This window comes from Halomonas sp. H10-59 (assembly GCF_040070555.1).
In the GTDB taxonomy this organism is placed as follows: Bacteria; Pseudomonadota; Gammaproteobacteria; order Pseudomonadales; family Halomonadaceae; genus Halomonas; species Halomonas litopenaei.
Genome location: NZ_CP098828.1, coordinates 1,665,996 through 1,690,306, shown reverse-complemented (window position 1 = coordinate 1,690,306; position 24,311 = coordinate 1,665,996). Strand labels below are relative to the sequence as shown.

20 protein-coding genes are annotated in these 24,311 nt (G+C 65.8%); 1 reads left to right on the top strand and 19 read right to left on the bottom strand.

All coding sequences use genetic code 11. The features are described from left to right. Positions 1 to 140: 140 nt before the first annotated feature. The 4 genes from NFG57_RS07565 to NFG57_RS07550 all read right to left on the bottom strand — a co-directional run bounded on the left by NFG57_RS07565 (position 141) and on the right by NFG57_RS07550 (position 5,773). On the bottom strand, positions 141 to 1,088 hold the full coding sequence (locus tag NFG57_RS07565; RefSeq protein WP_348816163.1) for a Nudix family hydrolase: 948 nt from the start codon (positions 1,086 to 1,088) through the stop codon (positions 141 to 143). A gap of 234 nt (positions 1,089 to 1,322) precedes the next feature. Then, positions 1,323 to 2,540, bottom strand: a complete 1,218-nt coding sequence (gene argJ, locus NFG57_RS07560; RefSeq protein ID WP_222516966.1) for a bifunctional glutamate N-acetyltransferase/amino-acid acetyltransferase ArgJ — start codon at positions 2,538 to 2,540, stop codon at positions 1,323 to 1,325. A gap of 76 nt (positions 2,541 to 2,616) precedes the next feature. Continuing rightward, the gene (gene secA, locus NFG57_RS07555) at positions 2,617 to 5,358 is read right to left on the bottom strand and encodes a preprotein translocase subunit SecA (RefSeq protein WP_213228685.1); all 2,742 of its coding nucleotides are present in this window, start codon (positions 5,356 to 5,358) and stop codon (positions 2,617 to 2,619) included. A gap of 70 nt (positions 5,359 to 5,428) precedes the next feature. Beyond that, complete coding sequence (locus tag NFG57_RS07550) at positions 5,429 to 5,773, bottom strand: hypothetical protein (RefSeq protein ID WP_222569329.1); 345 nt, start codon at positions 5,771 to 5,773, stop codon at positions 5,429 to 5,431. 163 nt (positions 5,774 to 5,936) lie between these two features. Between NFG57_RS07550 and NFG57_RS07545 the strand changes: the two genes are divergently transcribed. Then, the gene (locus NFG57_RS07545) at positions 5,937 to 6,413 is read left to right on the top strand and encodes a DciA family protein (protein ID WP_045993385.1); all 477 of its coding nucleotides are present in this window, start codon (positions 5,937 to 5,939) and stop codon (positions 6,411 to 6,413) included. Between the two features lie 225 nt (positions 6,414 to 6,638). Here the strand turns inward: NFG57_RS07545 and lpxC are convergent, their stop codons facing one another. The 15 genes from lpxC to rsmH all read right to left on the bottom strand — a co-directional run bounded on the left by lpxC (position 6,639) and on the right by rsmH (position 24,308). Continuing rightward, positions 6,639 to 7,550, bottom strand: coding sequence for a UDP-3-O-acyl-N-acetylglucosamine deacetylase (gene lpxC / locus NFG57_RS07540; RefSeq protein ID WP_045993384.1), 912 nt, complete (start codon positions 7,548 to 7,550; stop codon positions 6,639 to 6,641). Between the two features lie 126 nt (positions 7,551 to 7,676). After that, on the bottom strand, positions 7,677 to 8,864 hold the full coding sequence (ftsZ, locus tag NFG57_RS07535; protein WP_045993383.1) for a cell division protein FtsZ: 1,188 nt from the start codon (positions 8,862 to 8,864) through the stop codon (positions 7,677 to 7,679). Positions 8,865 to 8,898: 34 nt separating this feature from the next. Continuing rightward, a complete protein-coding gene (ftsA, locus tag NFG57_RS07530; protein WP_045993382.1) occupies positions 8,899 to 10,188 on the bottom strand; it encodes a cell division protein FtsA in 1,290 nt (429 codons plus the stop codon). A gap of 230 nt (positions 10,189 to 10,418) precedes the next feature. After that, complete coding sequence (locus tag NFG57_RS07525; protein ID WP_108132665.1) at positions 10,419 to 11,144, bottom strand: cell division protein FtsQ/DivIB; 726 nt, start codon at positions 11,142 to 11,144, stop codon at positions 10,419 to 10,421. A gap of 1 nt (position 11,145) precedes the next feature. Next, the gene (locus NFG57_RS07520) at positions 11,146 to 12,072 is read right to left on the bottom strand and encodes a D-alanine--D-alanine ligase (protein WP_108132664.1); all 927 of its coding nucleotides are present in this window, start codon (positions 12,070 to 12,072) and stop codon (positions 11,146 to 11,148) included. Beyond that, complete coding sequence (gene murC / locus NFG57_RS07515) at positions 12,069 to 13,481, bottom strand: UDP-N-acetylmuramate--L-alanine ligase (RefSeq protein WP_045993379.1); 1,413 nt, start codon at positions 13,479 to 13,481, stop codon at positions 12,069 to 12,071. The genes NFG57_RS07520 and murC overlap by 4 nt, the downstream gene beginning before the upstream one ends. A gap of 64 nt (positions 13,482 to 13,545) precedes the next feature. Beyond that, positions 13,546 to 14,598, bottom strand: coding sequence for an undecaprenyldiphospho-muramoylpentapeptide beta-N-acetylglucosaminyltransferase (murG, locus tag NFG57_RS07510; protein ID WP_348816162.1), 1,053 nt, complete (start codon positions 14,596 to 14,598; stop codon positions 13,546 to 13,548). A gap of 29 nt (positions 14,599 to 14,627) precedes the next feature. Further along, positions 14,628 to 15,872: a putative lipid II flippase FtsW gene (ftsW, locus tag NFG57_RS07505; protein WP_348815802.1), complete on the bottom strand. Its 1,245-nt coding sequence runs from the start codon at positions 15,870 to 15,872 to the stop codon at positions 14,628 to 14,630. Next, entirely contained in the window at positions 15,869 to 17,284 is a 1,416-nt protein-coding gene (murD, locus tag NFG57_RS07500) for a UDP-N-acetylmuramoyl-L-alanine--D-glutamate ligase (RefSeq protein WP_348815801.1), read from the bottom strand. Before murD ends, ftsW begins: the two co-directional genes overlap by 4 nt. A gap of 7 nt (positions 17,285 to 17,291) precedes the next feature. Beyond that, positions 17,292 to 18,374 carry a phospho-N-acetylmuramoyl-pentapeptide-transferase gene (mraY, locus tag NFG57_RS07495; RefSeq protein WP_108132663.1) on the bottom strand — a complete coding sequence of 361 codons (1,083 nt, stop codon included), beginning with the start codon at positions 18,372 to 18,374 and terminating at the stop codon, positions 17,292 to 17,294. Positions 18,375 to 18,383: 9 nt separating this feature from the next. Next, positions 18,384 to 19,769, bottom strand: coding sequence for a UDP-N-acetylmuramoyl-tripeptide--D-alanyl-D-alanine ligase (gene murF, locus NFG57_RS07490; RefSeq protein WP_348815800.1), 1,386 nt, complete (start codon positions 19,767 to 19,769; stop codon positions 18,384 to 18,386). Continuing rightward, positions 19,766 to 21,274, bottom strand: a complete 1,509-nt coding sequence (locus NFG57_RS07485) for a UDP-N-acetylmuramoyl-L-alanyl-D-glutamate--2,6-diaminopimelate ligase (protein ID WP_348815799.1) — start codon at positions 21,272 to 21,274, stop codon at positions 19,766 to 19,768. The genes murF and NFG57_RS07485 overlap by 4 nt, the downstream gene beginning before the upstream one ends. A 23-nt stretch (positions 21,275 to 21,297) precedes the next feature. Beyond that, on the bottom strand, positions 21,298 to 23,022 hold the full coding sequence (locus NFG57_RS07480; protein ID WP_253555972.1) for a penicillin-binding transpeptidase domain-containing protein: 1,725 nt from the start codon (positions 23,020 to 23,022) through the stop codon (positions 21,298 to 21,300). After that, positions 23,019 to 23,342 carry a cell division protein FtsL gene (ftsL, locus tag NFG57_RS07475; protein ID WP_052704393.1) on the bottom strand — a complete coding sequence of 108 codons (324 nt, stop codon included), beginning with the start codon at positions 23,340 to 23,342 and terminating at the stop codon, positions 23,019 to 23,021. The genes NFG57_RS07480 and ftsL overlap by 4 nt, the downstream gene beginning before the upstream one ends. A 9-nt stretch (positions 23,343 to 23,351) precedes the next feature. Then, positions 23,352 to 24,308, bottom strand: coding sequence for a 16S rRNA (cytosine(1402)-N(4))-methyltransferase RsmH (gene rsmH / locus NFG57_RS07470; protein WP_213228693.1), 957 nt, complete (start codon positions 24,306 to 24,308; stop codon positions 23,352 to 23,354). Positions 24,309 to 24,311: the final 3 nt, after the last annotated feature.

Sequence of the window (24,311 nt, the reverse complement as noted above, 5' to 3'; positions counted from 1 at the left end):
ACGCTCGTCGAGCTTGAGAACAGAGCCACGCGACAATGGAACGACATGCCCCTGAACGCAAGAAACCCCGCCAGGTCTCCCTGGCGGGGTTTCTTGCATCTGGTAGCTAGCGGCCGGCGCTGGCCCTTTTCGCCAACGCCTTAGCGCCAGAAGTCGCGGATCGAGGCGATCCCCTGGGCCCCCACGGCGCGGGCATGGCTGGCGTCGTGGCGCGTCATGCCACCCAGCGCGTAGACCGGCATGCCAGCGCGTTCGACCAGTTGCTGGAAGTCATGCCAGCCGATCGGTGCCACTTCCGGATGGGACGGAGTGGTGCGCAGCGGTGACAGGGTCACGAAGTCGCAGCCAATGGCGTGGGCCTGGTCGAGCTGGGCCTTGTCGTGGGTCGAGGCCGCCAACCACTTGGCCTCGGCGATGGGGCGACGCTCCAGGCCCATCAGCCGCTCGCTGGTCAGATGGATACCATCGGCATCGATCCGCTCGAGCAGCTCCGGTTCACCGTTGAGCATCAGCTTGGCACCGTAACGACGGCACAGCGCCAGGGCACGCTCCGCACGGGCCACGTAGGCGTCCTCGTCGAGGGTCTTGGCGCGCAGCTGAACCAGACGCACGCCATCTTCCTCGAGGGCCCGCTCGAGCTTGGCGTCGAAGGCGCCCTCGTCGGCTTCCTCGTCACTGATCAGGTATTCCGAGGGCAGCATCACCGCACGCAGGATCGGCAGGTTGGCGGCCGGGAAGGGATAGCCAATCAGTTCGCCCATGGGCACCCAGCGTACCGCCTGTCCTTCTCGACCGAAGGGCTCACCTGAGAAGTCCTTGACCTGCCAGACGTCGAGCAGAATGTGCTTGTCGGAGTACTCGTGGTGGATGCGAATCAGCGGTTGGGCGCGACGAATTTCGATGCCGAGTTCTTCGTGCAGCTCGCGCTTGAGCGCCTCAAGCCCGGTCTCGTAGGGCGCCAGCTTGCCACCGGGAAACTCCCACAGGCCGCCGTGGTCCACATTGGAAGGACGCCGGGCCAGCAGCACTTCGTCACCGTTCGGGCTGATGATGGCGGCCGCCGCCACGTGCACCCTTCTCTTCACCATAGTGTTCATTCAACAATACCAGCTTCGGTTCGCGGGCCACGCCCGCACCAGTTTTCAGTCGGGAGGGCGATAAAAGTCGGCATAGGATACCGATTCGCTCGCCGAGATTCATCTGCCGCTGATGCATCGCCGATGGATCGGCTCCACCGCTACCCGCCGGACAGGCAAAAAAGACGACACAGGATACCGATTCACTGGCCGAGATTCATCTGCCGCCGACGAACCCATGCGGAATCAACTACGGTAGTCGGCGTTGATCGATACATAGTCGTGAGACAGGTCGGAGGTCCACACCCGCGCGGCAGCGTCACCACGCCCCAGATCGATGGCAATGGTGATCTCTTCTGCCGCCATCACCGCACTGCCGGCGTCCTCACTGTAGCCCTCTGCACGCCCACCGTTCTCGACCAGGCGCACATCACCCAGATCGATGGTCACCCGATCGACATCGAAGTCCTCGACCCGGGCACGCCCCACCGCGGCGAGGATACGGCCCCAGTTGGCGTCACTGGCGTACAGTGCGGTCTTTACCAGCGGCGAATGGGCCACCGTAAAGGCTACCTCGCGCGCCTCCTCGACGCTCAGGGCGCCGCTGACGTCCAGGGTGACGAACTTGGTCGCACCCTCGCCGTCGCGAATGATCGCCTGGGCCAGCTCCACCAGCACCTCATCGAGGGCCTGACGAAATATCCGCTCGTCATCGTCATCGGCGAGTGCTGCGCCCTGGCCGGTGGCGATCAGCATGCAGGCGTCGTTGGTCGAGGTATCGGAGTCCACGGTGATGCTGTTGAACGAGCGCTTGACGCCCTCCCTGAGCAGGGCATCAAGACGCTCGGACTCGATCGCCGCGTCGGTGGCGACAAAACCCAGCATGGTGGCCATGTCGGGACGGATCATGCCCGACCCCTTGGCGATGCCATTGAGGGTGACAGTGCCCTGCTTGAGCGTTACCTGGCGGGTCGCGCCCTTGGTCCGGGTGTCGGTGGTGAGGATGCCTTCGGCCGCCCGAGCCCAGGCGTCGCCACCGTCGTCGAGCTGGTCGAGCGCCTCTGGCAGGCCACCGAGAAGTCGCTCCATCGGCAGCGGTTCGCCGATCACGCCGGTGGAGAACGGCAGCACCTGGTCGGCCGACACCTCGGCGAGTTCGGCCAGCGCCTGACAGGTGGCGTGGGCGTCGCGCATGCCGATCTCGCCGGTGCCGGCGTTGGCATTGCCGGTATTGATGACCAGGTAGCGAACCGCGTCGCCCGCGGCCAGATGCTGGCGGGCCACATGGACCGGCGCCGCGCAGAAGGCGTTGCGGGTGAAGGTGCCGGACACCCTGGCGCCCGGGGCCACCTCGATCACCACCAGATCACGCCGGCCCGGCTTCTTGATGCCTGCCATGGCACTGCCCAGGCGAACCCCGGGGATCGGCCCCATTGCCGGAAAAATGCTGTCACCGACTGCCATTGTTTTCTCCTTGCGTCAAAGACAACCCCAGGCCTTGAAGCCCGGGGTCGCCGTCGTCATGGGTTGCGAGGCTTGCTCAGCTGAGCTTGCCGCAGCACTGCTTGTACTTCTTGCCGGAGCCGCAGGGGCAGGGATCATTGCGGCCAACCTTGGGGGCGTCTCGACGCACCGGGCGCTGATCGGCAACCTCGTTGACGTGACGCTCGCCGCCCTCGTCGGCCATCTCGGCGTCCGTCGCGGCAGGTGCGTCGTGGCGACTGGCCGCCTGGGCGCTCTCGCGCGCCAGGGCCTCGCGACGCTGACGCTCCAGGGCGTCCACCTCCTCGGGGGCACGCACCTGCACGTGACTGAGGATACGGGTGACGTCGGCCTTGATATTGGTCAGCAGGTTCTGGAACAGCTCGAAGGATTCGCGCTTGTACTCCTGCTTCGGATTCTTCTGAGCGTAGCCACGCAGATGGATACCACGACGCAGATGGTCCATGGACTGCAGGTGTTCCTTCCAGCGGGTGTCCAGCACCTGCAGCATGACCTGCTTCTCGAAGCGCCGCATCAGCTCCTCGCCAGCGATGGCGACCTTGGCCTGGTAGGTCTCGCGATGCTGGGTCTGCAGGCGTTCGCGCAGCTGCTCCTCGTGGAAGCGCTCGTCCTCCTCGGCCCACTGCACCACCGGCGCGTCCAACTGGTACTCGCTCTTGAGGTGAGCCTCGAGCCCCGCCAGGTCCCACTGCTCGGGCAGGCTCTGGGGCGGCACGTAGGCACTGATGGCCTCGTCCAGCACCTCTTCACGAATGCCCATGACGTTGTCGGAGACGTCGCTGGCGGCCAGGATCTCGTTGCGCTGCTCGTAGATCACGCGACGCTGATCGTTGGCCACGTCATCGTACTCGAGCAGCTGCTTGCGGATATCGAAGTTGCGTCCCTCGACCTTCTTCTGAGCACGCTCGACGGCGTTGGACACCATCTTGTGCTCGATGGCCTCGCCCCGCTCCAGGCCAAGCGCCTGCATCAGCTTCTGCACCCGTTCGGAACCGAACAGACGCATCAGGTTGTCTTCCAGCGACAGGAAGAAGCGGGTCGAGCCCGGGTCGCCCTGGCGGCCACTACGACCACGCAGCTGATTGTCGATGCGCCGTGACTCATGGCGCTCGGAGCCGATGACGTGCAGACCACCGGCGGCCAGCACCGCCTCGTGGCGCTCGCGCCAGGCCTCCTTCAATGCCTCGACCTCGGCGTCGCTGGCGTTTTCCAGCTTGGCCGCTTCGGCCTCCCAGTTGCCGCCGAGCACGATATCGGTACCACGACCGGCCATGTTGGTCGCGATGGTCACCGCACCTGGGCGCCCGGCCTGGGCGATGACCTCGGCCTCGCGCTGGTGCTGCTTGGCGTTGAGCACGTTGAAGTCGATGCCCGCCTTGCGCATCAACTCGGCCAGGTATTCGGACGTCTCGATGGACGCGGTACCCACCAGCACCGGACGGCCGGCCTCGACCTGGACCTTGACGTCCTCGATGATCGCCTCGAACTTCTCTTCGGCGCTGAGGTAGACGAGGTCGTTCATGTCCTTGCGCGCCAGCGGCCTGTTGGTGGGGATGACCACCACATCGAGCCCGTAGATCTGACGGAATTCGAAGGCCTCGGTATCGGCGGTACCGGTCATCCCGGACAGCTTCTCGTACAAGCGGAAGTAGTTCTGGAAGGTGGTGGAGGCCAGGGTCTGGCTCTCGCGCTGGACGGTCACACCCTCCTTGGCTTCCACCGCCTGGTGCAGGCCCTCTGACCAGCGACGTCCCGGCATGGTACGCCCGGTGTGTTCGTCGACGATGACCACCTGTCCCTCGCTGACAATATAGTCGACGTCAGGGTGGTACAGGTGGCGCGCACGCAGCGCCGAGTGCATATGCTGCAACAGGTTGAGGTTCTGGGCGGCGTAGAGCGAGTCGTCCTCGCCGAGCAGCCCCTGGGCGCGCATCAGCTCCTCGACCTTGTGGTGGCCGCGCTCGGTCACCTCGACCTGCTTCTGCTTCTCGTCGAGGGTAAAGTCGCCGCTTTCGGGATCTTCCTCGTCGCTGCAGGGCGTGAGCTCCCTGGCGAGCCGATCCACCACCTTGTACAGCTCGGTGTTCTCGTCCACCGCACCGGAGATGATCAGCGGCGTGCGCGCCTCATCGATAAGGATGGAGTCCACCTCGTCGACGATGGCAAAGTGCAGTTCCCGCTGAACCTTGTCTTCCAGCGAAAACGCCATGTTGTCGCGCAGGTAGTCGAAGCCGAACTCGTTGTTGGTGCCGTAGGTGATGTCGCAGGCGTAGGAGTCACGCTTCTCCTCGGAGGTCTGGCCGGAGTAGATCACGCCTACCGACAGGCCGAGGAACTCGTACAGGGGGCGCATCCAGTTGGCGTCACGCCGGGCCAGGTAGTCGTTGACCGTGACCACGTGCACGCCCTTGCCGGGCAAGGCGTTGAGGTACACCGCCAGGGTCGCGACCAGGGTCTTGCCCTCACCGGTCTTCATCTCGGCGATCCGGCCGCGGTTCAAGGTCATGCCGCCGATCAGCTGTACGTCGAAGTGACGCATGCCCATCACCCGCTTGCTGGCCTCGCGCACGGTGGCAAAGGCTTCGGGCAACAGGGCATCGAGCGACTCACCGGCCGCCAGACGCTCACGGAACTCAGCGGTGCGGGCGGCCAGCGCAGCGTCATCGAGGGCTTCGAGGCTCGGCTCGAGCTCATTGACGGCGCGAACCTGGCGGGACATGCGCTTGACGTCGCGGTCGTTCTTGGAGCCGACGACTTTACGCAGCAGAGAATTGATCATGAAACTTCCTGAAATCTGGAACCTGAAAAAGAGGCCGCCAGGCATTGGCGACCGTCACGCTTCATCGAATTCAGGCGATGTCAGGAGGACCCCGGCGGGACACCACGTCGAGGGCGGCCACCGGCACCAGCATTGGCGCCGACCAGGCCACCGACGGGGACGATGGTTTGGGCAGGGTCTTGAGGGGATGTCGGGCCAGCCGATGGCGGCAGGCCTTGAGCATGGTATGGGCCCGGATGACCGCCGGCGCCATGATGCAGATCTGCACCAGTCGCTCGGTGGCTCGGGGAGATTCGGCGGCGCTCAGGCTCGCCGGCAGCAGGCAGCCCACCAGCAGCCCTGCCAACCACCATCTGGCCACCCGACGGGCACGAGCCTCGCGGGGGCAGCAGCGATGTGGGTCGATGGCAGTCATGCTGTCGGGGAACTCCCTGGCGTGCTAGTCTCGGGCCGGCGCCATGCCGGCTGCCCATCACTCGAGCGGCCATCATGCAAACGGCCATGACACCTGCGTTCCACAGACGAACGCCGCCGAGCAACAAATTCATTGATCCTGGGGCATCCCAAGACACAAGCACATGAGTATAAAGGTTAAGCGGTTCCGCGCCCAGTCCATGACAGGGCTTCTTCAGGGCCGCGGCGAACTGGGCGGACTGATGCGCATGGCGCGCCTGATCGAGCGCGCTCAGGAGCATCTGCGCAATGAACTCTCGCCCACTCTGGCGGAACACCTGTTTGTCGGTGGCTTCCGTGACGGCCGCCTGACCCTGATCACCGACGGCGCAGCCTGGCTGACCCGTCTGCGCTACGAACAGCCGCGTCTGCTCGACTGCCTGCACCAGTTGCCGGAGTTCCAGGCGGTGACCGGCTTCCACCTCAAGGTACGTCCGGTGCGCCCGGCCAAGGTGGCGCCGCGCCAGGTAAGGCGCCTGCCCGCCCAGGCCGGTGACGAGCTCTCGAGCTGCGCCGCCGATGTCGAGGATCCGCGACTCAAGCGCGCCCTGGAGCGCCTGGCGGCCCACGCCGAGTCGCCTTCAGGGAAAGACGACGCCTAACCCCATCGGCGTTCCCCGCACATGAATCGCCGCGGCCTCCCGACCCTGCCCGCGCCGCTTGGCGACGCCGAACATGACGTGAACATGAGGCGAACATGAAACCCCAGACAGCAGAACGCCGCCCCGGGGGGCGGCGTTCATGCAAGTGATGGCCGAAGACAAGTTGCTACGGAAGACTGGCGATCTGCGGGGCTAACCTTGGCCTGGCCATCACCGAGGCTCGCATCACGCCATGGCCGGTGCCGCGTAGGAAATCGGCGCCGATTCGGCTTCGCTCTCGTAGGTCACGATCTCCCAGGCCTCGGGCTGCTCGATGAGCGCACGACACAGCTGGTTGTTCAGCGCATGGCCGGACTTCACGCCACGGAACTCGCCGATCAGGCTGTGGCCGAGCTGGTAAAGGTCACCGATGGCGTCCAGCACCTTGTGCTTGACGAACTCGTCGTCGTAGCGCAGACCACCGTCGTTCACGATGCGGTAGTCGTCCACCACGATGGCATTGTCGAGGCTGCCACCAAGCGCCAGGTTGTTCGAGCGCAGGTACTCGAGATCACGCATGAAGCCGAAGGTCCGCGCGCGAGACACCTCCTTGACGAAGGACGTCGTGGAGAAGTCGACCATGGCGGTCTGCTTCTGGTCCTCGAACACTGGGTGATCGAAGTCGATGGCAAAGGAGACCTTGAAGCCCTGATGGGGCAGGAAGACGGCTTCCTTGTCGCCTTCGCTGACCTTGATCTCACGCTTGATGCGGATGAACTTCTTGGCCGCGCTCTGCTCCTGGATCCCGGCGGACTGGATCAGGAACACGAAGGGTCCGGCACTACCGTCCATGATCGGCACTTCGGGCGCGCTCACATCGACGTAGGCATTGTCGATGCCGAGACCCGCGAAGGCGGACATCAGGTGCTCCACGGTCGCGACCTTCTCACCATTCTGAGACAGGGCGGTGCAGAGAGTGGTGTCGGTCACATTCAACGCCTGGGCGGGAATGCGGACCTCCGGCTCGAGGTCGGTGCGCACGAACACAATGCCCGTGTCCACCGGCGCGGGGCGAAGCGTCAGGTAGACCTTCTTGCCGGAGTGCAGTCCCACGCCCGTGGCGCGGATGACATTCTTGAGGGTACGTTGTCTGATCATTGTGCAGTCGCCAGGCAGTCGTTGGTTATCAAACACCGTTCACTATAACACCAAACGGACGTTTCAACAAAAAAACATCGCCTTTCGATCCCTGCACCCCGGAAATTTCGCGCACTCTGCTCTCGATCAGTCCGCCTGACGCCGCAGGAAGGCGGGAATATCGAGATAATCGTCCAACTCCTGAGACTTGCGCTTCTCGGCCTGCGGTCGCGGTGATTCCTGCGCCTCTGGCTTGCTCGCTGCGGCCACACCGGCGCCGCCCTGGGCGCGATTGATCGCACTCTGCTGAGGACGCTGGCGTGCCTCGGGACGACGAACCTGCTGCTGCGCCGCCGGCTTCTGCTGGCGTGACACCTGATTGTCGAGACCCGCCGCGACCACGGTGACCCGCAGTTCGTCGGTCATGTCCATGTCGATGGAGGTACCCACGACGATGGTGGCGTCCTGGGAGGCGAACTCCTGTACCGTGGCGCCGACGTCGTTGAACTCACCGATCGACAGATCCGGCCCAGCGGTGATGTTGACCAGGATGCCGCGAGCGCCGTGCAGATCGATATCCTCGAGCAGCGGGCTGCGGATCGCCTTCTCGGCGGCCTCGCGTGCGCGATTTTCGCCGGTGGCACCACCGGTGCCCATCATCGCCATGCCCATCTCTGACATCACGGTGCGCACGTCGGCGAAGTCGACGTTGATGATGCCCGGGCTGGTGATCAGCTCGGCGATACCCTGTACGGCACCCAGCAGGACGTCATTGGCGGCGCTGAAGGCAGTCAGCAGTGTCGCGCTCTTGCCAAGCACGGACAGAAGCTTCTCGTTGGGAATGGTGATCAGCGAGTCGACATGCTCGGACAGCTCCTTCATGCCCTCTTCCGCTGCGCGCATGCGCTTGGGGCCTTCGAAGGGGAACGGGCGGGTGACCACCGCGACGGTCAGGATGCCCAGCTCCTTGGCGACCTGGGCGACCACCGGTGCCCCGCCGGTGCCGGTACCACCACCCATGCCGGCGGTGATGAAGACCATGTCGGCGCCACCGAGCAACTCGGCGATCCGCTCACGATCTTCCATCGCGGCCTGACGACCCACTTCGGGGTTGGCACCGGCGCCAAGCCCCTTGGTGATCTCGCTGCCGAGCTGCAGCACGGTCTTGGCGGAGACGCGCTTGAGCGCCTGGGCATCGGTATTGGCGCAGATGAACTCCACCCCTTCGATGCTGCTCTCGACCATGTGATTGACGGCATTGCCGCCGCCGCCACCGACGCCGATGACCTTTATGACCGCGCTGCTTGAGGGCGCGCTATCTACGACTTCGAACATTTGCCCCGTCTCCTGAGCCGCTTGTGCGGCCCTTTCAGAAATTTCCTTTGAACCAGCCTTTGATCTTTTCCAGCGCCGGAGTCCTTTCCTCTGGTCCACGCCGGGAGACGTCCTCGCGTCTCGATTGCGACGAGATGGTGCCACCCTGCCCCTGGTGGACACGACCCTGACGGGCCTCATGTAGAGCGTAATGTAACAAACCGACACCCGTCGAATAAATCGGATTTCGCACCACGTCGGCCAGGCCCCTCACATTCTGCGGACAAGCGACCCTGACCGGCATGTGAAATATCTCTTCGGCAAGCTCCACCACACCTTCCATGCGTGATGTGCCACCGGTCAACACCACCCCTGCGGCGACCAGATCCTCAAAGCCGCTGCGGCGCAGTTCGTCGCGCACCAGGGTGAACAATTCCTCGTAACGCGGCTCGACCACTTCGGCCAGCGACTGTCGAGACAGGTCTCTGGCGGGACGGTCGCCGACGCTCGGCACCTTGATCATTTCGTCGCTGGATGCCAGCTGGGTCAGCGCACAGGCGTACTTGACCTTGATCTCCTCGGCGTACTGAGCCGGGGTACGCAGCGCCATGGCGATATCGTTGGTGACCTGGTCACCGGCGATGGGTATCACCGCAGTGTGGCGGATGGCGCCCTCGGTGAATACCGCGATATCGGTGGTGCCCCCGCCGATGTCGACCATGCAGACGCCCAGTTCACGCTCATCCTCGGTCAGCACGGCATGACTGGAAGCCAGCTGCTCGAGGATGATGGCGTCGACGTCGAGCCCACAGCGACGCACGCACTTCTCGATGTTCTGTACCGCGTTGAGTGCGGCGGTCACCAGATGAACGCGTGCCTCCAGACGCACGCCCGACATGCCCAGCGGCTCACGGATACCACCCTGGGTGTCGATGGCGAACTCCTGGGGCAACACGTGCAGCACCCGCTGCCCTTCGGAAATGGCCCTGGCCCGCGCCGAGTCGATCACTCGCTCGATATCGGAAGGCGCAACTTCGCGCTCCTTGATCGCCACGACCCCGTCGGAATTCATGGAACTGATATGACTGCCGGCAATGCCCACATAAACCGAATGTATGTCGCAACCGGCCATCAACTCAGCTTCTTCAACCGCACGCTGAATCGACTGGACCGTGGATTCGATATTGATCACCACTCCCTTCTTCATGCCACGGGAGGGATGAGAGCCGATACCGGCAATTTCGATACCACCATCGTCGGTGGGTTGCCCCACGATCGCGACGACCTTGGATGTTCCGATATCCAGCCCGACTACCATATTGGACACGTTGGATGGACCTGCCATGAGCCGGGAAATCTCCTTGAACGGATTCCGTTACCTCGGAACCTGCCTCTGTTATAAAAAAACCTGGGACGATTATAGGAACAATAGCGCTTGTTCGACCAGCCCGGGGCGTACATTCATTCCACGATACGGACACATTTAAACAAAAGAAACCGAGAAAACTTTGCCGATGCCCGGAAAAGTGTCGCCATATAATTCCGTTCTCGCGTCTGATCCATGCCGTCTTTTCGTTAACCGCGAGTCGCGGCCTCATCATCGACCGGCTCTGTCTCGCCATGCCAGGCCACGGCGACGCCGTTGGGGTAGCGCAGATCGATGTAGCGAATGTGCGACGCGACCTCACCCAGTTCACGCCGCCAGGCCGCCTCGAGGCGCCCGAGGCGGGCGTCCAGATCTCCACGGCCGAGCATGATCCAGACGCCGCTGTCCAGCTGAAAGCGCCAGGCGCCGCGGGCTTCCAGACGTAGCTGGTCGATCCCGAGCCCCATCTTGTCCAGCCGCTGCCCCAGGTCATCGAAGTAGGCCAGCACCTCGGGACCGGCGCCACCGGGTCCCGCCATATCCGGCAGTCCCATGGGCGGCTCCACCGGAGCGAAGACAAAGGGCTCGCCATCGCCGTTGAGCAGTTGATCGTCGTTCCAGCGCGCCACCGGGCGCTGCTCCTCGAGCTCGAAGGTCAGTGCATTGGGCCACTCGCGACGAATACGCACCTCCTTGAGCCAGCCCACCTGCAATGCCTGCTCACGCAGCGCCTCCAGGTCCACCGACAGCCAGGTCCGGCCCCTGACCAGCGGCGCCAGCTGGCCCTTGAGGTAGCTGGCGTCCACGTGGTGCAACTCACCACCGATGGACACCCGCTCGATGGGCCGATCCAGCCACAACCACAGCGCCTTGCCACCGGCGCCCACCAGGGCGGCCAGCAGCACGACGCCAAGCCAGGTGCCGCGCCTGGCCATCTCAGCCGCGCTCCCTGGCGGTATCGAGAATACGCAGGACCAGCTCGTCGAAGTCGATGCCTGCATGGGCCGCCGCCTGGGGCACCAGACTGTGATCTGTCATGCCGGGCACGGTATTGACCTCGAGCAGCCAGAACCGACCTTCAGCGTCGCGCATCACATCGACGCGGCCCCAGCCCTGACAGCCCACCGCCTCGAACGCCGCCAGGCACAGCTCGCCGAGCGCGGTCTCCTGCTCGGCATCCAGACCACAGGGCAGGTGGTAAAGCGTCTCGTTGGACAGGTACTTGGCCTCGTAGTCGTAGAAGCCGCTGGGCACCTCGACGCGAATGGCCGGCAGCGCGCTGTCGCCAAGTACCGACAAGGTAAATTCGTCTCCCGACACAAAACGCTCGGCCATCACCCGAGTATCGAAGGTGGCGGCCTCACGATAGGCAGTTTCGAGTTCATCACGGCTGTTGACGATGCTGATGCCGATGGTCGAACCCTCATGGACCGGCTTGACCACCAGCGGCAGACCCAGTCGGTCGGCCACCTCGTTCCAGTCGGCTTCGGGCGACAGCAGCACGCTCTCGGGCGTCGGCAGACCCAGGGTCTGCCACAGCGCCTTGGTCCTGAGCTTGTCCATGCCCAGCGCCGAGGCCAGAACACCGCTGCCGGTATAGGGGATTCCCGCCAGCTCAAGGGCCCCCTGCAGACAGCCGTCCTCCCCTCCCCTGCCGTGCAAGGCAATGAACACCAGATCGGGGTTCAGCGCCTGCAGCCCGGCGACGCCGCCCTCGGCAAGGTCATAGCCGGTCACTTCAAGGCCCTGGCGCTGACACGCCGCCAGCACGGCGGCACCGCTGTTCAGCGACACTTCTCGTTCGGCGCTATGGCCACCGTAGATGACCACCACATGGCCGTAGGACTGTACTTGTCGTGTCACAGGATCACCTCGTCGAACTGAAGCTGGGCATCCGCCAGACGCTGGGAGATGCCACCCACGTCACCGGCGCCCTGAGTAATCAGGATATCGCCGGGTCTGAGCACCTTGGCCAGCAGCGCCGGCAATTCCGCCTTGTCCTGGGCGAAGATCGGATCGACTTCGCCACGCTGACGGATGGAACCCGCCAGGCTGCGACCATCGGCGCCGGGCAGCGCGGCTTCGCCGGCACTGTAGACGTCGAGCAGTACCAGCGTATCGACGCCAGACAGCACCCTGACGAAGTCCTCGTAGAGATCGCGCGTGCGTGAGTAGCGGTGGGGCTGGTAGACCATCACCAGCCGGCGCTCGGACCAGCCATCGCGCACCGCCTTGATGACCATCTCCACCTCGCGGGGGTGGTGACCATAGTCGTCCACCAGCATCACCTCACCTTCACCGTTCGGCGCGGCGAAGTGACCGTGTACCTGGAAGCGACGGCCAACCCCGGCAAAGCTCGCGAGTCCCCGCAGAATCGCCTCGGCGTCGACCCCGGCGTCGCTGGCCACGGCGATCGCCGCCAGCGCATTGAGCGCATTGTGACGGCCCGGCATGGCCAGACTGACATCGAGATCCTCGAGGTTGCCGGGCCGCACTGCGGTAAAGCGGACTTCGCCGGCACTCTGGGTGAAGTTCTCGATGCGATAGTCGGCGTCGTCGGAGAAGCCGTAGGTGACGAACTGGCGATTGATGCGGTCGAGCAGGCCACGCACGTTGTCGTCATCGATACACAGTATCGCCAGTCCGTAGAACGGCAGGTTATGCAGAAACTCGATGAAGGTGTGCTTGAGACGCTCGAAGTCGCCACCATAGGTGCTCATATGGTCGGCATCGATATTGGTGACGATGCTGACCATCGGCTGCAGGTGCAGAAAGGAGGCATCGGACTCGTCCGCCTCGGCCACCAGGTAGTCGCCCTGCCCCAGCTGGGCGTTGGTGCCGGCGCTGGTCAGCTTGCCGCCGATGACGAAGGTCGGGTCCAGCCCGCCCTCACCCAGAAGAGTGGCGGTCAGGCTGGTGGTGGTGGTCTTGCCATGGGTCCCGGCCACGGCGATGCCGTGACGGAAGCGCATCAGCTCGGCCAGCATCTCGGCGCGACGTACCACCGGCACGCGATGCTCGTGGGCCCACACAAGCTCCGGGTTGTCCGCGTCCACGGCGGTGGATACCACCACCACATCGGCACCGGCAGCGTGCTCGGCAGCGTGCCCGATGAACACCTGGGCGCCGCACTGTTCGAGTCGCGCCACCACCGACGAATGACGCAGATCGCTGCCGCTGACCTGGTAGCCCTGATTGGCCAGCACCTCGGCGATGCCGCACATGCCGGCGCCGCCGATGCCGACGAAGTGGATACGACGAATGCGCCGCATGCCGAGACCGGGCCTGGTGGCAGCGGATGAGCTCAGTTGGCCGGGGACCGGCCCTTGGGTCGAATTACTCAAAACCTGTCTCCATACAGCCCGCCACCAGCCGTTCCACAGCGTCAAGGTGGGCCTCGGCCCTTGCCTTGCTCGCCATGGCCGCCAGGGTGTCGGGCTCAAGCAAGGTCCCCAGGCGCTCGGCCAGGGACGTCGGATTCATGTCACGCTGCTGAATAAGCGCCGCGGCACCGGCACCGACCAGCGCCTGGGCGTTGGCCGTCTGATGATCATCCACGGCGTGGGGGAAAGGTACGAACAGCGCCGGCTTGGCCGCCGCCGCCAGCTCCGCCACGGTCAGCGCGCCAGAACGACAGACCACCAGGTCCGCCCAATCATAGGCGTCGGCCATGTCAGCGATAAAGTCGCTGACCTCGGCCTCCACGCCCGCGGCGCGATAGCCTTCTCGGGTCGCCTGGTCCTTGTCTCTACCGGCCTGGTGGCGCACCTCGGGACGCGACTCGGGGGGTAGCTCGGCCAGCGCTCTGGGCATCTGCTGGTTAAGCGCCAGCGCCCCCAGGGAGCCGCCGACCACCAGCAGCCGCAGGCGTCGTCCGCGCATCTGGTCGGCCACGCGTGCACTCTCGCCGAGGGCGGCGATGTCATCCCTGACCGGATTGCCGACGACCTCGGCGCGGCCACCGAAGGCCTGGGGAAAGGCGGCGTAGACTCGCTTGGCCAGGTGCGACAGTGCACGATTGGTCAGCCCGGCCACGGCGTTCTGCTCGTGGATGACCAGCGGTCTGCCGCACAGTCGGGCGGCAAGCCCGCCGGGGCCGCTGGCAAAGCCTCCGAGCCCGACCACCAGCTGTGGGTCGAACTCGCGAATCACGCTTCTCGCCTGGCACACGGCGCGTCCAAGGCGCACCGGCGCCTTGAGCCAGCCCGCCAGACCGTTGCCCCTCAGGCCACTGATGGCGATCTGGTGAAGCACTATGCCGGCCTCGGGCACCAGGCGATTCTCGATACCTCTGGGACTACCCAGCCACGCCACCTCGACGCCCTGCTGCTGCAATCCCCTGGCCAGCGACAGCGCCGGGATGACGTGTCCCCCGGTGCCGCCGGCCATGATCAGCGCTCGCCTTCCCTGTGTGTCACTCACGGCTTCACTCCTGCAGCCTTGGTTCTCCTGGGCGCTTCGCGGGCCTGGTCACGCCGCGCCGCCGGCGACTGCCGACGCTGGCGCTCGCGCGTCTCGATGTCCACCCGCAGCAACAACGCCACCATGATACAGCTCACCACCAGGCTCGACCCACCGTAGGACAACAGCGGCAGGGTCAACCCCTTGGTCGGCAACATGCCGGTACTCACCGCGATGTTGATAAAGGCCTGGGCGCCGATCACCAGGGCGATGCCATAGCTCAGGTAAGCGGCAAACGGCAGCCTCGCAAGCTCGGCCCGACGCCCTACCGCCATGGCCCGCCACACCAGCAGTGCGAACAGGCCGACCACGGCGATCGCGCCGACCATGCCGAGCTCTTCGGCGAGCACCGCAAAGACGAAGTCGGTGTGGGCCTCCGGCAGGTAGAACAGCTTCTGTACGCTGTTGCCAAGGCCCATGCCGATCAAGTGGCCGCGACCGAAGGCGATCAGCGCCTGGGTCAGCTGGTAACCGCTGGCGAACTGGTCCGCCCAGGGATCGATGAAACTTGTCAGTCTCGCCATGCGGTAAGGTTCGGCCACCGCCAGGATGGCACCCAGGGTTCCCACCAGCACGAACAACAGCAGAAAGCGCCCCCAGGGCGCCCCGGCCATCAGCAACATGCCCATGACGCAGCTGGTCATGACCACCACACCGCCGTAGTCGGGCTCGAGGATCAGCAGCACGGCCACCACTCCGACCACTACCAACGGGCGCAGAAAGGCCCCCCACTGACGCCTGACCTGTGGCAGAAAGCGTTCCAGATAGCCCGCCATGTAAGCGATCAAGCAGAGCTTGGCGACCTCCGAGGCCTGTAGATTGAAGGGCACCCCGGGGATCGACAGCCAGCGGCGGCTGCCGTTGACCTCGCGCCCCACCAGCAGCACCAGCAACAGCAGCACCAGTCCCACCAGCAGCAGCAGCGGGCCATTGGCCTTCCACCAGGCCAGGGGGACGCGCAGCGCCAGACACCCCACGGTCAACCCGCCCAGCACGAAGATGCCGTGGCGAATACTGAAGTACCAGGCGTTGCCGGTCAGGCTCGACGCCACCTCGGTGGAGGCCGACGTCACCATCACCCAGCCGATCAGCAGAAGCGACAGAGTAGCCACCACCAGCCAGCCATCGAAGGCATGGTCGCGGGTGGAAAGACGCTCGCGCAGGGCACCGAGGCGCTGGCGAGATCGGGCGAGACGGCTCATGGCTTGGCTCCGCTGGAAAGGTCCTGCACCCAGGCGCGAAAGGCGTCTCCCCTGGCCTGATAGTTGACGAACTGATCGAGACTGGCGCAGGCCGGTGACAGCAGCACCGCATCACCGGGCCTGGCCACCTCCCGTGCGCGACACATGGCGGCGTCCAGATCGTCGACGCGGGTGATGGCGACCGCTCCCTTCAGGGACTGGGCCAGCGTCTCGGCGTCGCGGCCGAACAGCACCACCTCACGGGCGTAGCGCGACAGCGGGGCGGCCAGCGGCGAGAAATCGGCACCCTTGCCGACACCGCCGGCCAGCAGTACCAGACGCCCATCCAGGGTCGGGCCGAGTCCGGCGATGGCGGCCAGGGTCGCGCCCACATTGGTGCCCTTGGAGTCGTTGATCCAGTCGACATCGTCGATGGTGGCGAGCCACTCGCTGCGGTGGGCAAGCCCGCTGAAACGTTCGAGCACCCGGGCCATGGCCTCCAGCGGAAAACCGAGACGCTGGCCCATGGCCAGGGCGGCCAGCGCATTGGCCTGGTGGTGACGGCCGCTCTGGCGCATGCGAGCCACCGGCAACAGCGGTTGGTCCGCGTGGAAGAACCAGGGCTCGCCCTGGTGCTCCACCACGCCCCAGTCGTCGCCGGATTGCGGGGCCGTCACGCCAAAGCGCGACAGTGCAGGCAACGCCTCGTCCGGCCAGGTCAGGGGGTCCTCGGCGTTGACCACCGCGTGCCTGGCACCACGAAAGATCGCGAGCTTGGCGCGGCGATAGCCGGCCATGTCGCCGTGGCGATCGAGGTGGTCCTCGCTGAGGTTGAGGAAGGCGGCACTGTCGGCCCCCAGACACGGGGTCGTCTCGAGCTGAAAGCTGGACAGCTCCAGCACAAAGAGATCCGCCTCGGGTTCCTGCACCAGCAGGTCCAGCGCCGGGGTACCGAGGTTCCCCCCCACGGCCACCCGCCGCCCCGCCTCGCGGGCCATCTCGCCGACCAGGGTGGTCACGGTGGACTTGGCGTTGGCACCGGTGATGGCCGCCAGCGGCGCGCGACAGGCCCGCCGGAACAGCGCGATCTCACCCACCAGACGGGGCTCGCCGGTGTCCGGATCGATGCGCCTGGCCGGCGCTTCGAAGCACGCCTGATGGGGGTCGATGCCGGGGCTCAGGATCACCTCCCGCGCGTCGTCCAGCACCAATCCATCGAGCGGCCCCAGGCGCACCGGCACCCCTGGAAAGTCCGCCAGGAAGACGTCGAGTCCCGGCGGCGCCTCGCGGGTGTCCACCACCATGAAATCGCGGCCTTCACGCTTGAGATGGCGACAGATCGCCATCCCCGAAAGGCCGAGCCCTACCACCACGCTCAGGTGGGCGGGCACGACATGGCGTTGCGGCAGTCGCACATCCTGACTGGCGTCCATGGCCACCTCAGCGGATCTTGAGGGTGGCCAGACCCAGCAGGACCAGCACCACGGTGATGATCCAGAAGCGCACGATCACTCGAGGCTCGGGCCAGCCCTTGAGCTCGAAGTGGTGATGCAGCGGCGCCATGCGGAAGATACGACGACCGGTCAGCTTGTAGGAGCCGACCTGCAGGATCACCGAGATGGTCTCCATGACGAAGACGCCACCCATGATGAACAGCACCACTTCCTGGCGCACGATCACCGCGACCACGCCCAGGGCCGCACCCAGGGCCAGGGCGCCGACGTCACCCATGAACACCTGGGCGGGATAGGTGTTGAACCACAGAAAGCCGAGTCCGGCGCCGGAAATGGTGGCGCAGAATACCGCCAGCTCGCCGGCACCTGGGATCATCGGAATCTGCAGGTACTCGGAGAATACCGCGTTGCCGCTGGCGTAGGCGAAGACGCCAAGGCCCATGGCGACCATCACCGTGGGCATGATCGCCAGGCCGTCGAGGCCGTCGGTCAGGTTGACTGCGTTGGAGGAGCCGACGATCACCAGGTAGGTCAGCAGGATGTAGAAGCCACCCAGGGGCAGCACGAAGTCCTTGAGCAGCGGCAGGATCAGGCTGGTTTCCACCGGCGAGGCCGCAGTCAGGTAGAGCACCACGGCGGCGCCCAGGCCGATCACCGACTGCCAGAAGTACTTCCAGCGGGCCGGCAGCCCACGCGGGTTCTTTTCCACCACCTTGCGATAGTCGTCGACCCAGCCGATGGCGCCGAAGCCCAGCGTGACGACCAGCACCACCCACACATAATGGTTGGTCAGATCGCCCCACAGCAGGGTACTGACGGCCATGGCCATCAGGATCATGGCGCCGCCCATGGTCGGCGTACCGGCCTTGGACAGGTGGGACTGGGGACCGTCGTCGCGCACCGCCTGGCCGATCTGACGCTCCACCAGACGGCGGATCATCAGGGGGCCAAACCACAGACACAGCACCAGCGCGGTGATGGTCGCCAGAATCATCCTCAGGGTGAGGTATCCAAAGACGTTGAAGGCGCTTTGATAGTTCGCCAACAATTCAGCCAGGAAAAGCAACATGTATCAGGTTCACCTTGAAACATCTGGCCGCAAGGCCGCCACGACGCCTTCCATCCCCGCGGCGCGGGAGCCCTTGACCAGCACGCTGGCCGCCTCGGGCAGATGTTGACGCACATGGCGGACCATCGCCGCCTGATCAGAAAAATGGTACCCGCCTTCGCCGAAGGCTCGGGCGGCGGTCTCGGCCGCCTCGCCCAGAGTACCGAGAAATGTGATGCCGCGTTCCCGCGCGTAGCGTCCGATCTCTGCGTGCAGATCGGCAGACGCTTCACCCAGCTCTCCCATGGCGCCGAGCAGGCACCAGTGCGGGCCGGGCAGTCCCAGCAGGGCGTCGATGGCCGCCTTCATCGCCCCCGGGTTGGCATTGTAGGTATCATCGAGCAGCCGCGCACCGCGTAACCCCTCCTCCACGGTCAGGCGTCCCGGCGTCGGCACCACCTCGCCGAGTCCCGCGACCACGTCGGCGGCGGGCAGTCCCATGGCCAGCGCCCCTGCCGCAGCCGCCAGGGCATTGGACACGTTGTGACGACCCATCAGCGGCAACTCGACACGCCCCAGCACCTGAGCGTCGAAAGTCAGCGTGAAAGCATAGCGCCCGAGCGTATCGCAGACCAGTTCCCCGGCATGGAGGCGCGCCTCGGGCGTCAGTCCGAAATCGATCACCTCACGGGGCGACGCCAGGCGCTGCCACAGCGAGAAGTAGCGATCGTCACGGTTGAGTACGGCGACGCCCTCGGGGCCGAGTCCGCCGAGAATCTCGCCCTTGGCCTGGGCGATGCGCCCCATGCCACCGAACTCGCCGACGTGGGCCCCGGTGACATTGGTGATGATGGCGACCTGGGGTTCGGCCAGCGCTACCGTCCAGGCAATCTCGCCCAGGTGATTGGCGCCGAGCTCCACCACGGCTCTCTGGTGATCCGAGTCAAGCGCCAGCAGCGTCAAGGGCGCGCCGATATCGTTGTTGAGGTTGCCGTGGGTGGCGAGGGTCTCGCCCTGACGAGCCAGCAATGTCGCCAGCATCTGCTTGACCGTGGTCTTGCCACTGTTGCCGGTCACCGCCACCAGCGGACCGCCCCAGGCCCGGCGCCGCTCGCGGGCCAGCAGCCCCAGCGCCATGCGGGTATCCCCCACCACCAGCTGGGGCAAGGGGTCGTCCACCGGGTGCTCGACCACCGCCGCCACGGCGCCGCCTTCGCGGGCCTTGGCAATAAAGTCATGGGCATCGAAGCGCTCGCCCTTCAAGGCCACGAACAGCGTGTCCGCCGCCACCCGACGGGTGTCGGTGACGATGGCGGCTATCGGCGAGTTGGCAATTCCCTGAACGCCACCGCCCTCTTCATCGACACCCAGCGCCCGGCACACCGACCCCAGCGACGCGAGCCCTGGCACGCTCATTGGTCCCGCCCCTGTCGACGCTGGTCCAGGGCGGCTTCGGCCTCGGCCAGGTCGGAGAAGTCGTGGCGCACGCCCTGAATCTCCTGGTAGGCCTCGTGTCCCTTGCCGGCGATCAGAATCACGTCATCGGCGCTCGCCTCGGCGATGGTACGGGCGATGGCGTCACCGCGACCGGCGATGTTCCATGCCTGCTGGCGGGCCTGGCCCTCCAGCCCCGCGAGCATCGCCTGGCGAATGGCGTCCGGGTCCTCGCTTCTGGGGTTGTCGTCGGTGATCACCACTCGATCGGCCTGGCCTGCGGCCGCCTGGGCCATCAGCGGGCGCTTGCCGCTGTCGCGATCACCGCCGCAGCCGACCAGGCACCACAGCGCCCCGCGTCCGGGCAGGTGGGCGCGAAGCGCCGCCAGGGCGTTGTCCAGCGCATCCGGCGTGTGGGCGTAGTCGATCACCACGGTGGGAGCCCCGGGCCGCGTCAACGCCTGCATCCGTCCCGGCACCGGCGTCAGGGTCGCGGCGGCAGTCACCAGCTCGTCGATGCCGACACCCAGACCGTAGAGGGTGGCCATGGCCAGCAGGACGTTGTCGAGATTGAAGCGACCAAGCAGCGGCAGCACCACCACCTTCTCGCCTTCCGGCGTGGCGATCAGCGCACGCTGCCCACCGACGTCGGGCTCGACATCCAGCACCCTGAGCGAGACGGCATCGTCTTCACCACAGGCCAGCACCCGGGTGCCCTCGCCGATGCCCGCCAGCATCAGCCGAGCCAGGGGATCGTCGCCGTTGACCACGGCCAGGCTGATCTCCGGGCGCTTGAACAGCTTCGCCTTGGAGGCGGCGTAGGCGATCATGCTGCCGTGATAGTCGAGGTGGTCGCGACTCAGGTTGGTAAATACCGCGGCAGTGAAGCGACAGCCCGCCACCCGCTCCTGCTCCAGGGCGTGACTGGAGACTTCCATGGCTACCCGAGTGATGCCCTGGTCGGCGAGCTCACCCAGCTGGCGCTGCAGCGCCAGTGGCTCGGGGGTGGTCAGCATGCCCTGGGTCAAGGCACCGGGGCGACCGTGACCCAGGGTACCGATCAGGCCACAGTCGCTGCCCGTGGCGCGGGACAGCTCGGCAATATAGTGGGTCACCGAGCTCTTGCCGTTGGTGCCGGTGACACCGATCAGCTCGAGCCCATCGGGCACCTGATACAGGGTGCGCGCGAGCTCGCCGAGTCGGGCGCGCAGCCCGGGCAGCCACAGTACGCGACCATCGACCCGCGGCGGAGCGTCTTGCGGACCTTCCGCCAGCACCAGGCAGGCGCCGGCATCCAGTGCCTTGTCGATGTAGTCGCGGCCATCGGCGGCGACGCCGGGGATCGCGACAAAGGTCGCGCCGGGCGACACCTCGCGGCTGTCGGTAGTGAGCCAGGTCGCCACCTCGCCGGCGACCGCGGCGTTCGGCGCAAGCTCACTCCAGAACTGGGTCAGCACGTCTTCAAGACGCGCCAGGGATAGGGTCATGGCGGATTCCGTCGCCTTCTGCGTCATGGGCTGTCGCCCTCCTGTTCGGGGCGATCCGGCGGTACGTCGAGGATGCGCAGGGCACTGCCCGCCACCCGCGAGAACACCGGGGCAGCGATGGCGCCGCCGTAGTAGGCGTCGCCCCGGGGATGGTCGATCATTACTACGGTGATGATGCGCGGGTCGGAGACCGGGGTAATCCCGACAAACAACGACCGGTAGGCGTTCTGCTCGTAGCCACCGCTGCCGCTCTTGCGCACGGTGCCGGTCTTGCCGGCCACACTGTAGCCGGGCACCAGCGCGCGTCGGGCGCCGGTGCCTGGTGCCACCACCTCATCCATCATGGCCAGGACGCGGTCGGCGACCTCGGGGTCGATGACCGGCTCGCCCTGGGCGGCGCGGTTGAGGCGCAGCAGCGACGGCGGCAGGCGTTCGCCATGATTGGCGATGGAGGTATAGGCACTGGCCAGCTGCAAGGCGGTGACCGACAGACCGTAACCGTAGGACAGCGCGGCCCATTGACTGCTCGACCACACCGCCGGCGCTGGCATGTTGCCGGTGGCCTCTCCGGGGAAGCCGGTGCCCGGGGCCTGGCCGAAGCCCAGCGCGCGGTAGCGATCTGGCACCACCGGGTCGTCGAGCTGCAGGGTCAGCTTGGCCATGCCGATGTTCGAGGACTTGCGCAGGATCCCGGCCAGGGTCAGCTCGCCATTGTTGGAGACGTCGCGGATGGTGTAGCGGTCGATTCGCATCCAGCCAGGCGACGTATCCACCACGGTGTCACGTGGAAAGCGACCGGTCTCGAGCAGCGCCGACATGGCCAGCGGCTTCATCACCGAGCCCGGTTCGAACACGTCGACCATGGCCCGGTTGCGCAGCCCCTGGGGGTCCAGGCCGGCGCGGTTGTTGGGGTTGTAGGAGGGCTGGTTGGCCATCGCCAGCACCTCGCCGCTGCGCGCGTCCATCATCACCAGTACGCCGCCGTCGGCGTCGTTCTCATCCACGGCAGCCTTGAGCTCACGGTAGGCCATGTACTGCAGTCGCTGGTCGATGGACAGCGTCAGGTTGCCGCCTGGCTCTGCCTCCTGCAGCACCTCCAGGTCGCGCACCAGACGTCCACGGCGGTCCTTGAGCACGCGGCGCTTGCCGGGCTCACCGGACAGGTAGGATTGATAGGCCAGCTCCAGTCCTTCCTGGCCCTGGTCGTCGACGTTGGTGACCCCCAGCAACTGGGCGGTCACCTCGCCGGCAGGATAGTAGCGCTTGTACTCTTCCCGGGCGTGGACGCCAGGTACCCGCAGCTTGAGCACTTCCTCGGCCTGGGCCGGGGTCATGCGCCGACGCAGGTACATGAATTCACGTTCGCTGTAACGCGCGATGCGCTCGTTGAGGGCATCGAGGTCCTGGCCCAGCGCCTGGGCCAGGCGTAACCGCTGGATGTCGTCGGCGGGCAGGTCCTGGGGGTTGGCCCACAGCGTCACCACCGGGGTCGAGATCGCCAGCGGTTCGCCGTGACGATCGGTGATCATGCCCCGGTGGGCGGGGATCGGATCGGTTCTGAGGGTACGGGCGTCCCCCTGAACCTGAAGAAAGTTGCGATCGATGACGTGAAGATCGACGATCCGCCCGGCCAGCAGACCCAGGCCCAGCAGGATCAGCGTCATCATCACCACGTAGCGCGCCCGCCCCATCGGTTCCATCGGTGGCGGGCGGCGAGGTGTCACGCCCCGGGGAAGTTCCGCGGTCATGGCGTGATCACCTCGATGTCATGGATATCGGGCAGCCGCATCTCCAGACGCTCCACCGCCAGGCGTTCGACACGCGACGGCGTCGACCAGGCGCTCTCCTCCAGCAGCAACTGCCCCCACTCCGTCTGCAACTGCTGCTGTTCACGCTCCAGCTCCTGGAGCCGAGCATACTGCTGGCGAGTCTGGTGACTGACGCTGATCACCGCCAGCGCCGACACCAGGCATGCCAGCAGCAGCGCCACCACCAGCAAAAGGCGCGGCGACATGGTGCGCGGCAGCGGCCAGCCAAAGGCGTTGATATCCAGTCGTCCTTGAGCCATGGAAGGTCCTCAGTAGCGCTTGCGCGCCATGCGCATGACGGCGCTGCGGGAGCGTGGATTGGCCTCGACCTCTTCGGCGCTGGCCTTCATCGCCTTGCCCAGTGACTCCAGCCGTCGCGCGATCTGATCGTCGCGCAGCGGTATTCCCCGGGGCACCTGGGTATCGCCCTTGACGTGATCGCGGATAAATCGCTTCACCCGTCGATCCTCCAGCGAGTGGAAGCTGATCACCACCAGGTGTCCGCCGGGCGCCAGTGCCTCCAGCGCGGCTTCCAGCGCCTGATCGAGCTGATCGAGCTCACCGTTGACCTCGATACGCATGGCCTGGAACACGCGAGTGGCAGGATGCTTGCCCTTCTCCCAGGCGGGATGGGCGGCCTTGACCACCTCGGCAAGATCGGCCGTGCGGGTGAAAGGCCGTTCCTGGCGCCGAGCGATGATGGCCCGCGCCAGCCGACGAGCGTAGCGCTCCTCGCCGTAACGCTTGAACACCGAAGCCATCTCGGCCTCGCCCACACGCGCAATCCACTGGGCCGCGCTCTCGCCCTGGGTCGGGTCCATGCGCATGTCCAGCGGGCCGTCGCGCAGAAAGCTGAAACCGCGATCGGGATCGTCAAGCTGAGGGGAGGACACGCCAATGTCGAGCAGGATACCGGACAGCTTGCCATCCAGGCCGTGATCGCGGGCGACCTCTCTCAGCCGCGCAAACTCGGCACGTTCGATGGTAAAGCGTGGGTCATCGATGCTGGCCGCCTCGGCGATCGCCTGGGGGTCGCGATCAAGGGCCAGCAGGCCACCGTCTTGTGCAAGGCGGGAAAGGATGGCGCGGGAATGACCGCCTCGTCCGAAGGTGCCATCCAGATATACGCCAGCGGGATCATGCACCAGGGCGTCGACGGCACCGTCGAGCAGGACGCTTTCATGAGCGAAGCCGCGCACGGAGGATTCAGGGGAAGGTGACGGCATGCG

Coding starts and splice junctions, on each gene's coding strand:
- NFG57_RS07480 (WP_253555972.1), bottom strand. CDS start 23,022: ATGACCGCGGAACTTCCCCGGGGCGTGACACCTCGCCGCCCGCCACCG.
- NFG57_RS07525 (WP_108132665.1), bottom strand. CDS start 11,144: ATGGCCAGGCGCGGCACCTGGCTTGGCGTCGTGCTGCTGGCCGCCCTG.
- murG (WP_348816162.1), bottom strand. CDS start 14,598: ATGGCCGGCGGCACCGGGGGACACGTCATCCCGGCGCTGTCGCTGGCC.
- ftsL (WP_052704393.1), bottom strand. CDS start 23,342: ATGGCTCAAGGACGACTGGATATCAACGCCTTTGGCTGGCCGCTGCCG.
- argJ (WP_222516966.1), bottom strand. CDS start 2,540: ATGGCAGTCGGTGACAGCATTTTTCCGGCAATGGGGCCGATCCCCGGG.
- NFG57_RS07565 (WP_348816163.1), bottom strand. CDS start 1,088: ATGGTGAAGAGAAGGGTGCACGTGGCGGCGGCCGCCATCATCAGCCCG.
- murC (WP_045993379.1), bottom strand. CDS start 13,481: ATGCGGCGCATTCGTCGTATCCACTTCGTCGGCATCGGCGGCGCCGGC.
- rsmH (WP_213228693.1), bottom strand. CDS start 24,308: ATGCCGTCACCTTCCCCTGAATCCTCCGTGCGCGGCTTCGCTCATGAA.
- ftsA (WP_045993382.1), bottom strand. CDS start 10,188: ATGGCAGGTCCATCCAACGTGTCCAATATGGTAGTCGGGCTGGATATC.
- NFG57_RS07545 (WP_045993385.1), top strand. CDS start 5,937: ATGAGTATAAAGGTTAAGCGGTTCCGCGCCCAGTCCATGACAGGGCTT.
- NFG57_RS07550 (WP_222569329.1), bottom strand. CDS start 5,773: ATGACTGCCATCGACCCACATCGCTGCTGCCCCCGCGAGGCTCGTGCC.
- murF (WP_348815800.1), bottom strand. CDS start 19,769: ATGAGCGTGCCAGGGCTCGCGTCGCTGGGGTCGGTGTGCCGGGCGCTG.
- ftsW (WP_348815802.1), bottom strand. CDS start 15,872: ATGAGCCGTCTCGCCCGATCTCGCCAGCGCCTCGGTGCCCTGCGCGAG.
- NFG57_RS07485 (WP_348815799.1), bottom strand. CDS start 21,274: ATGACCCTATCCCTGGCGCGTCTTGAAGACGTGCTGACCCAGTTCTGG.
- secA (WP_213228685.1), bottom strand. CDS start 5,358: ATGATCAATTCTCTGCTGCGTAAAGTCGTCGGCTCCAAGAACGACCGC.
- murD (WP_348815801.1), bottom strand. CDS start 17,284: ATGGACGCCAGTCAGGATGTGCGACTGCCGCAACGCCATGTCGTGCCC.
- mraY (WP_108132663.1), bottom strand. CDS start 18,374: ATGTTGCTTTTCCTGGCTGAATTGTTGGCGAACTATCAAAGCGCCTTC.
- ftsZ (WP_045993383.1), bottom strand. CDS start 8,864: ATGTTCGAAGTCGTAGATAGCGCGCCCTCAAGCAGCGCGGTCATAAAG.
- lpxC (WP_045993384.1), bottom strand. CDS start 7,550: ATGATCAGACAACGTACCCTCAAGAATGTCATCCGCGCCACGGGCGTG.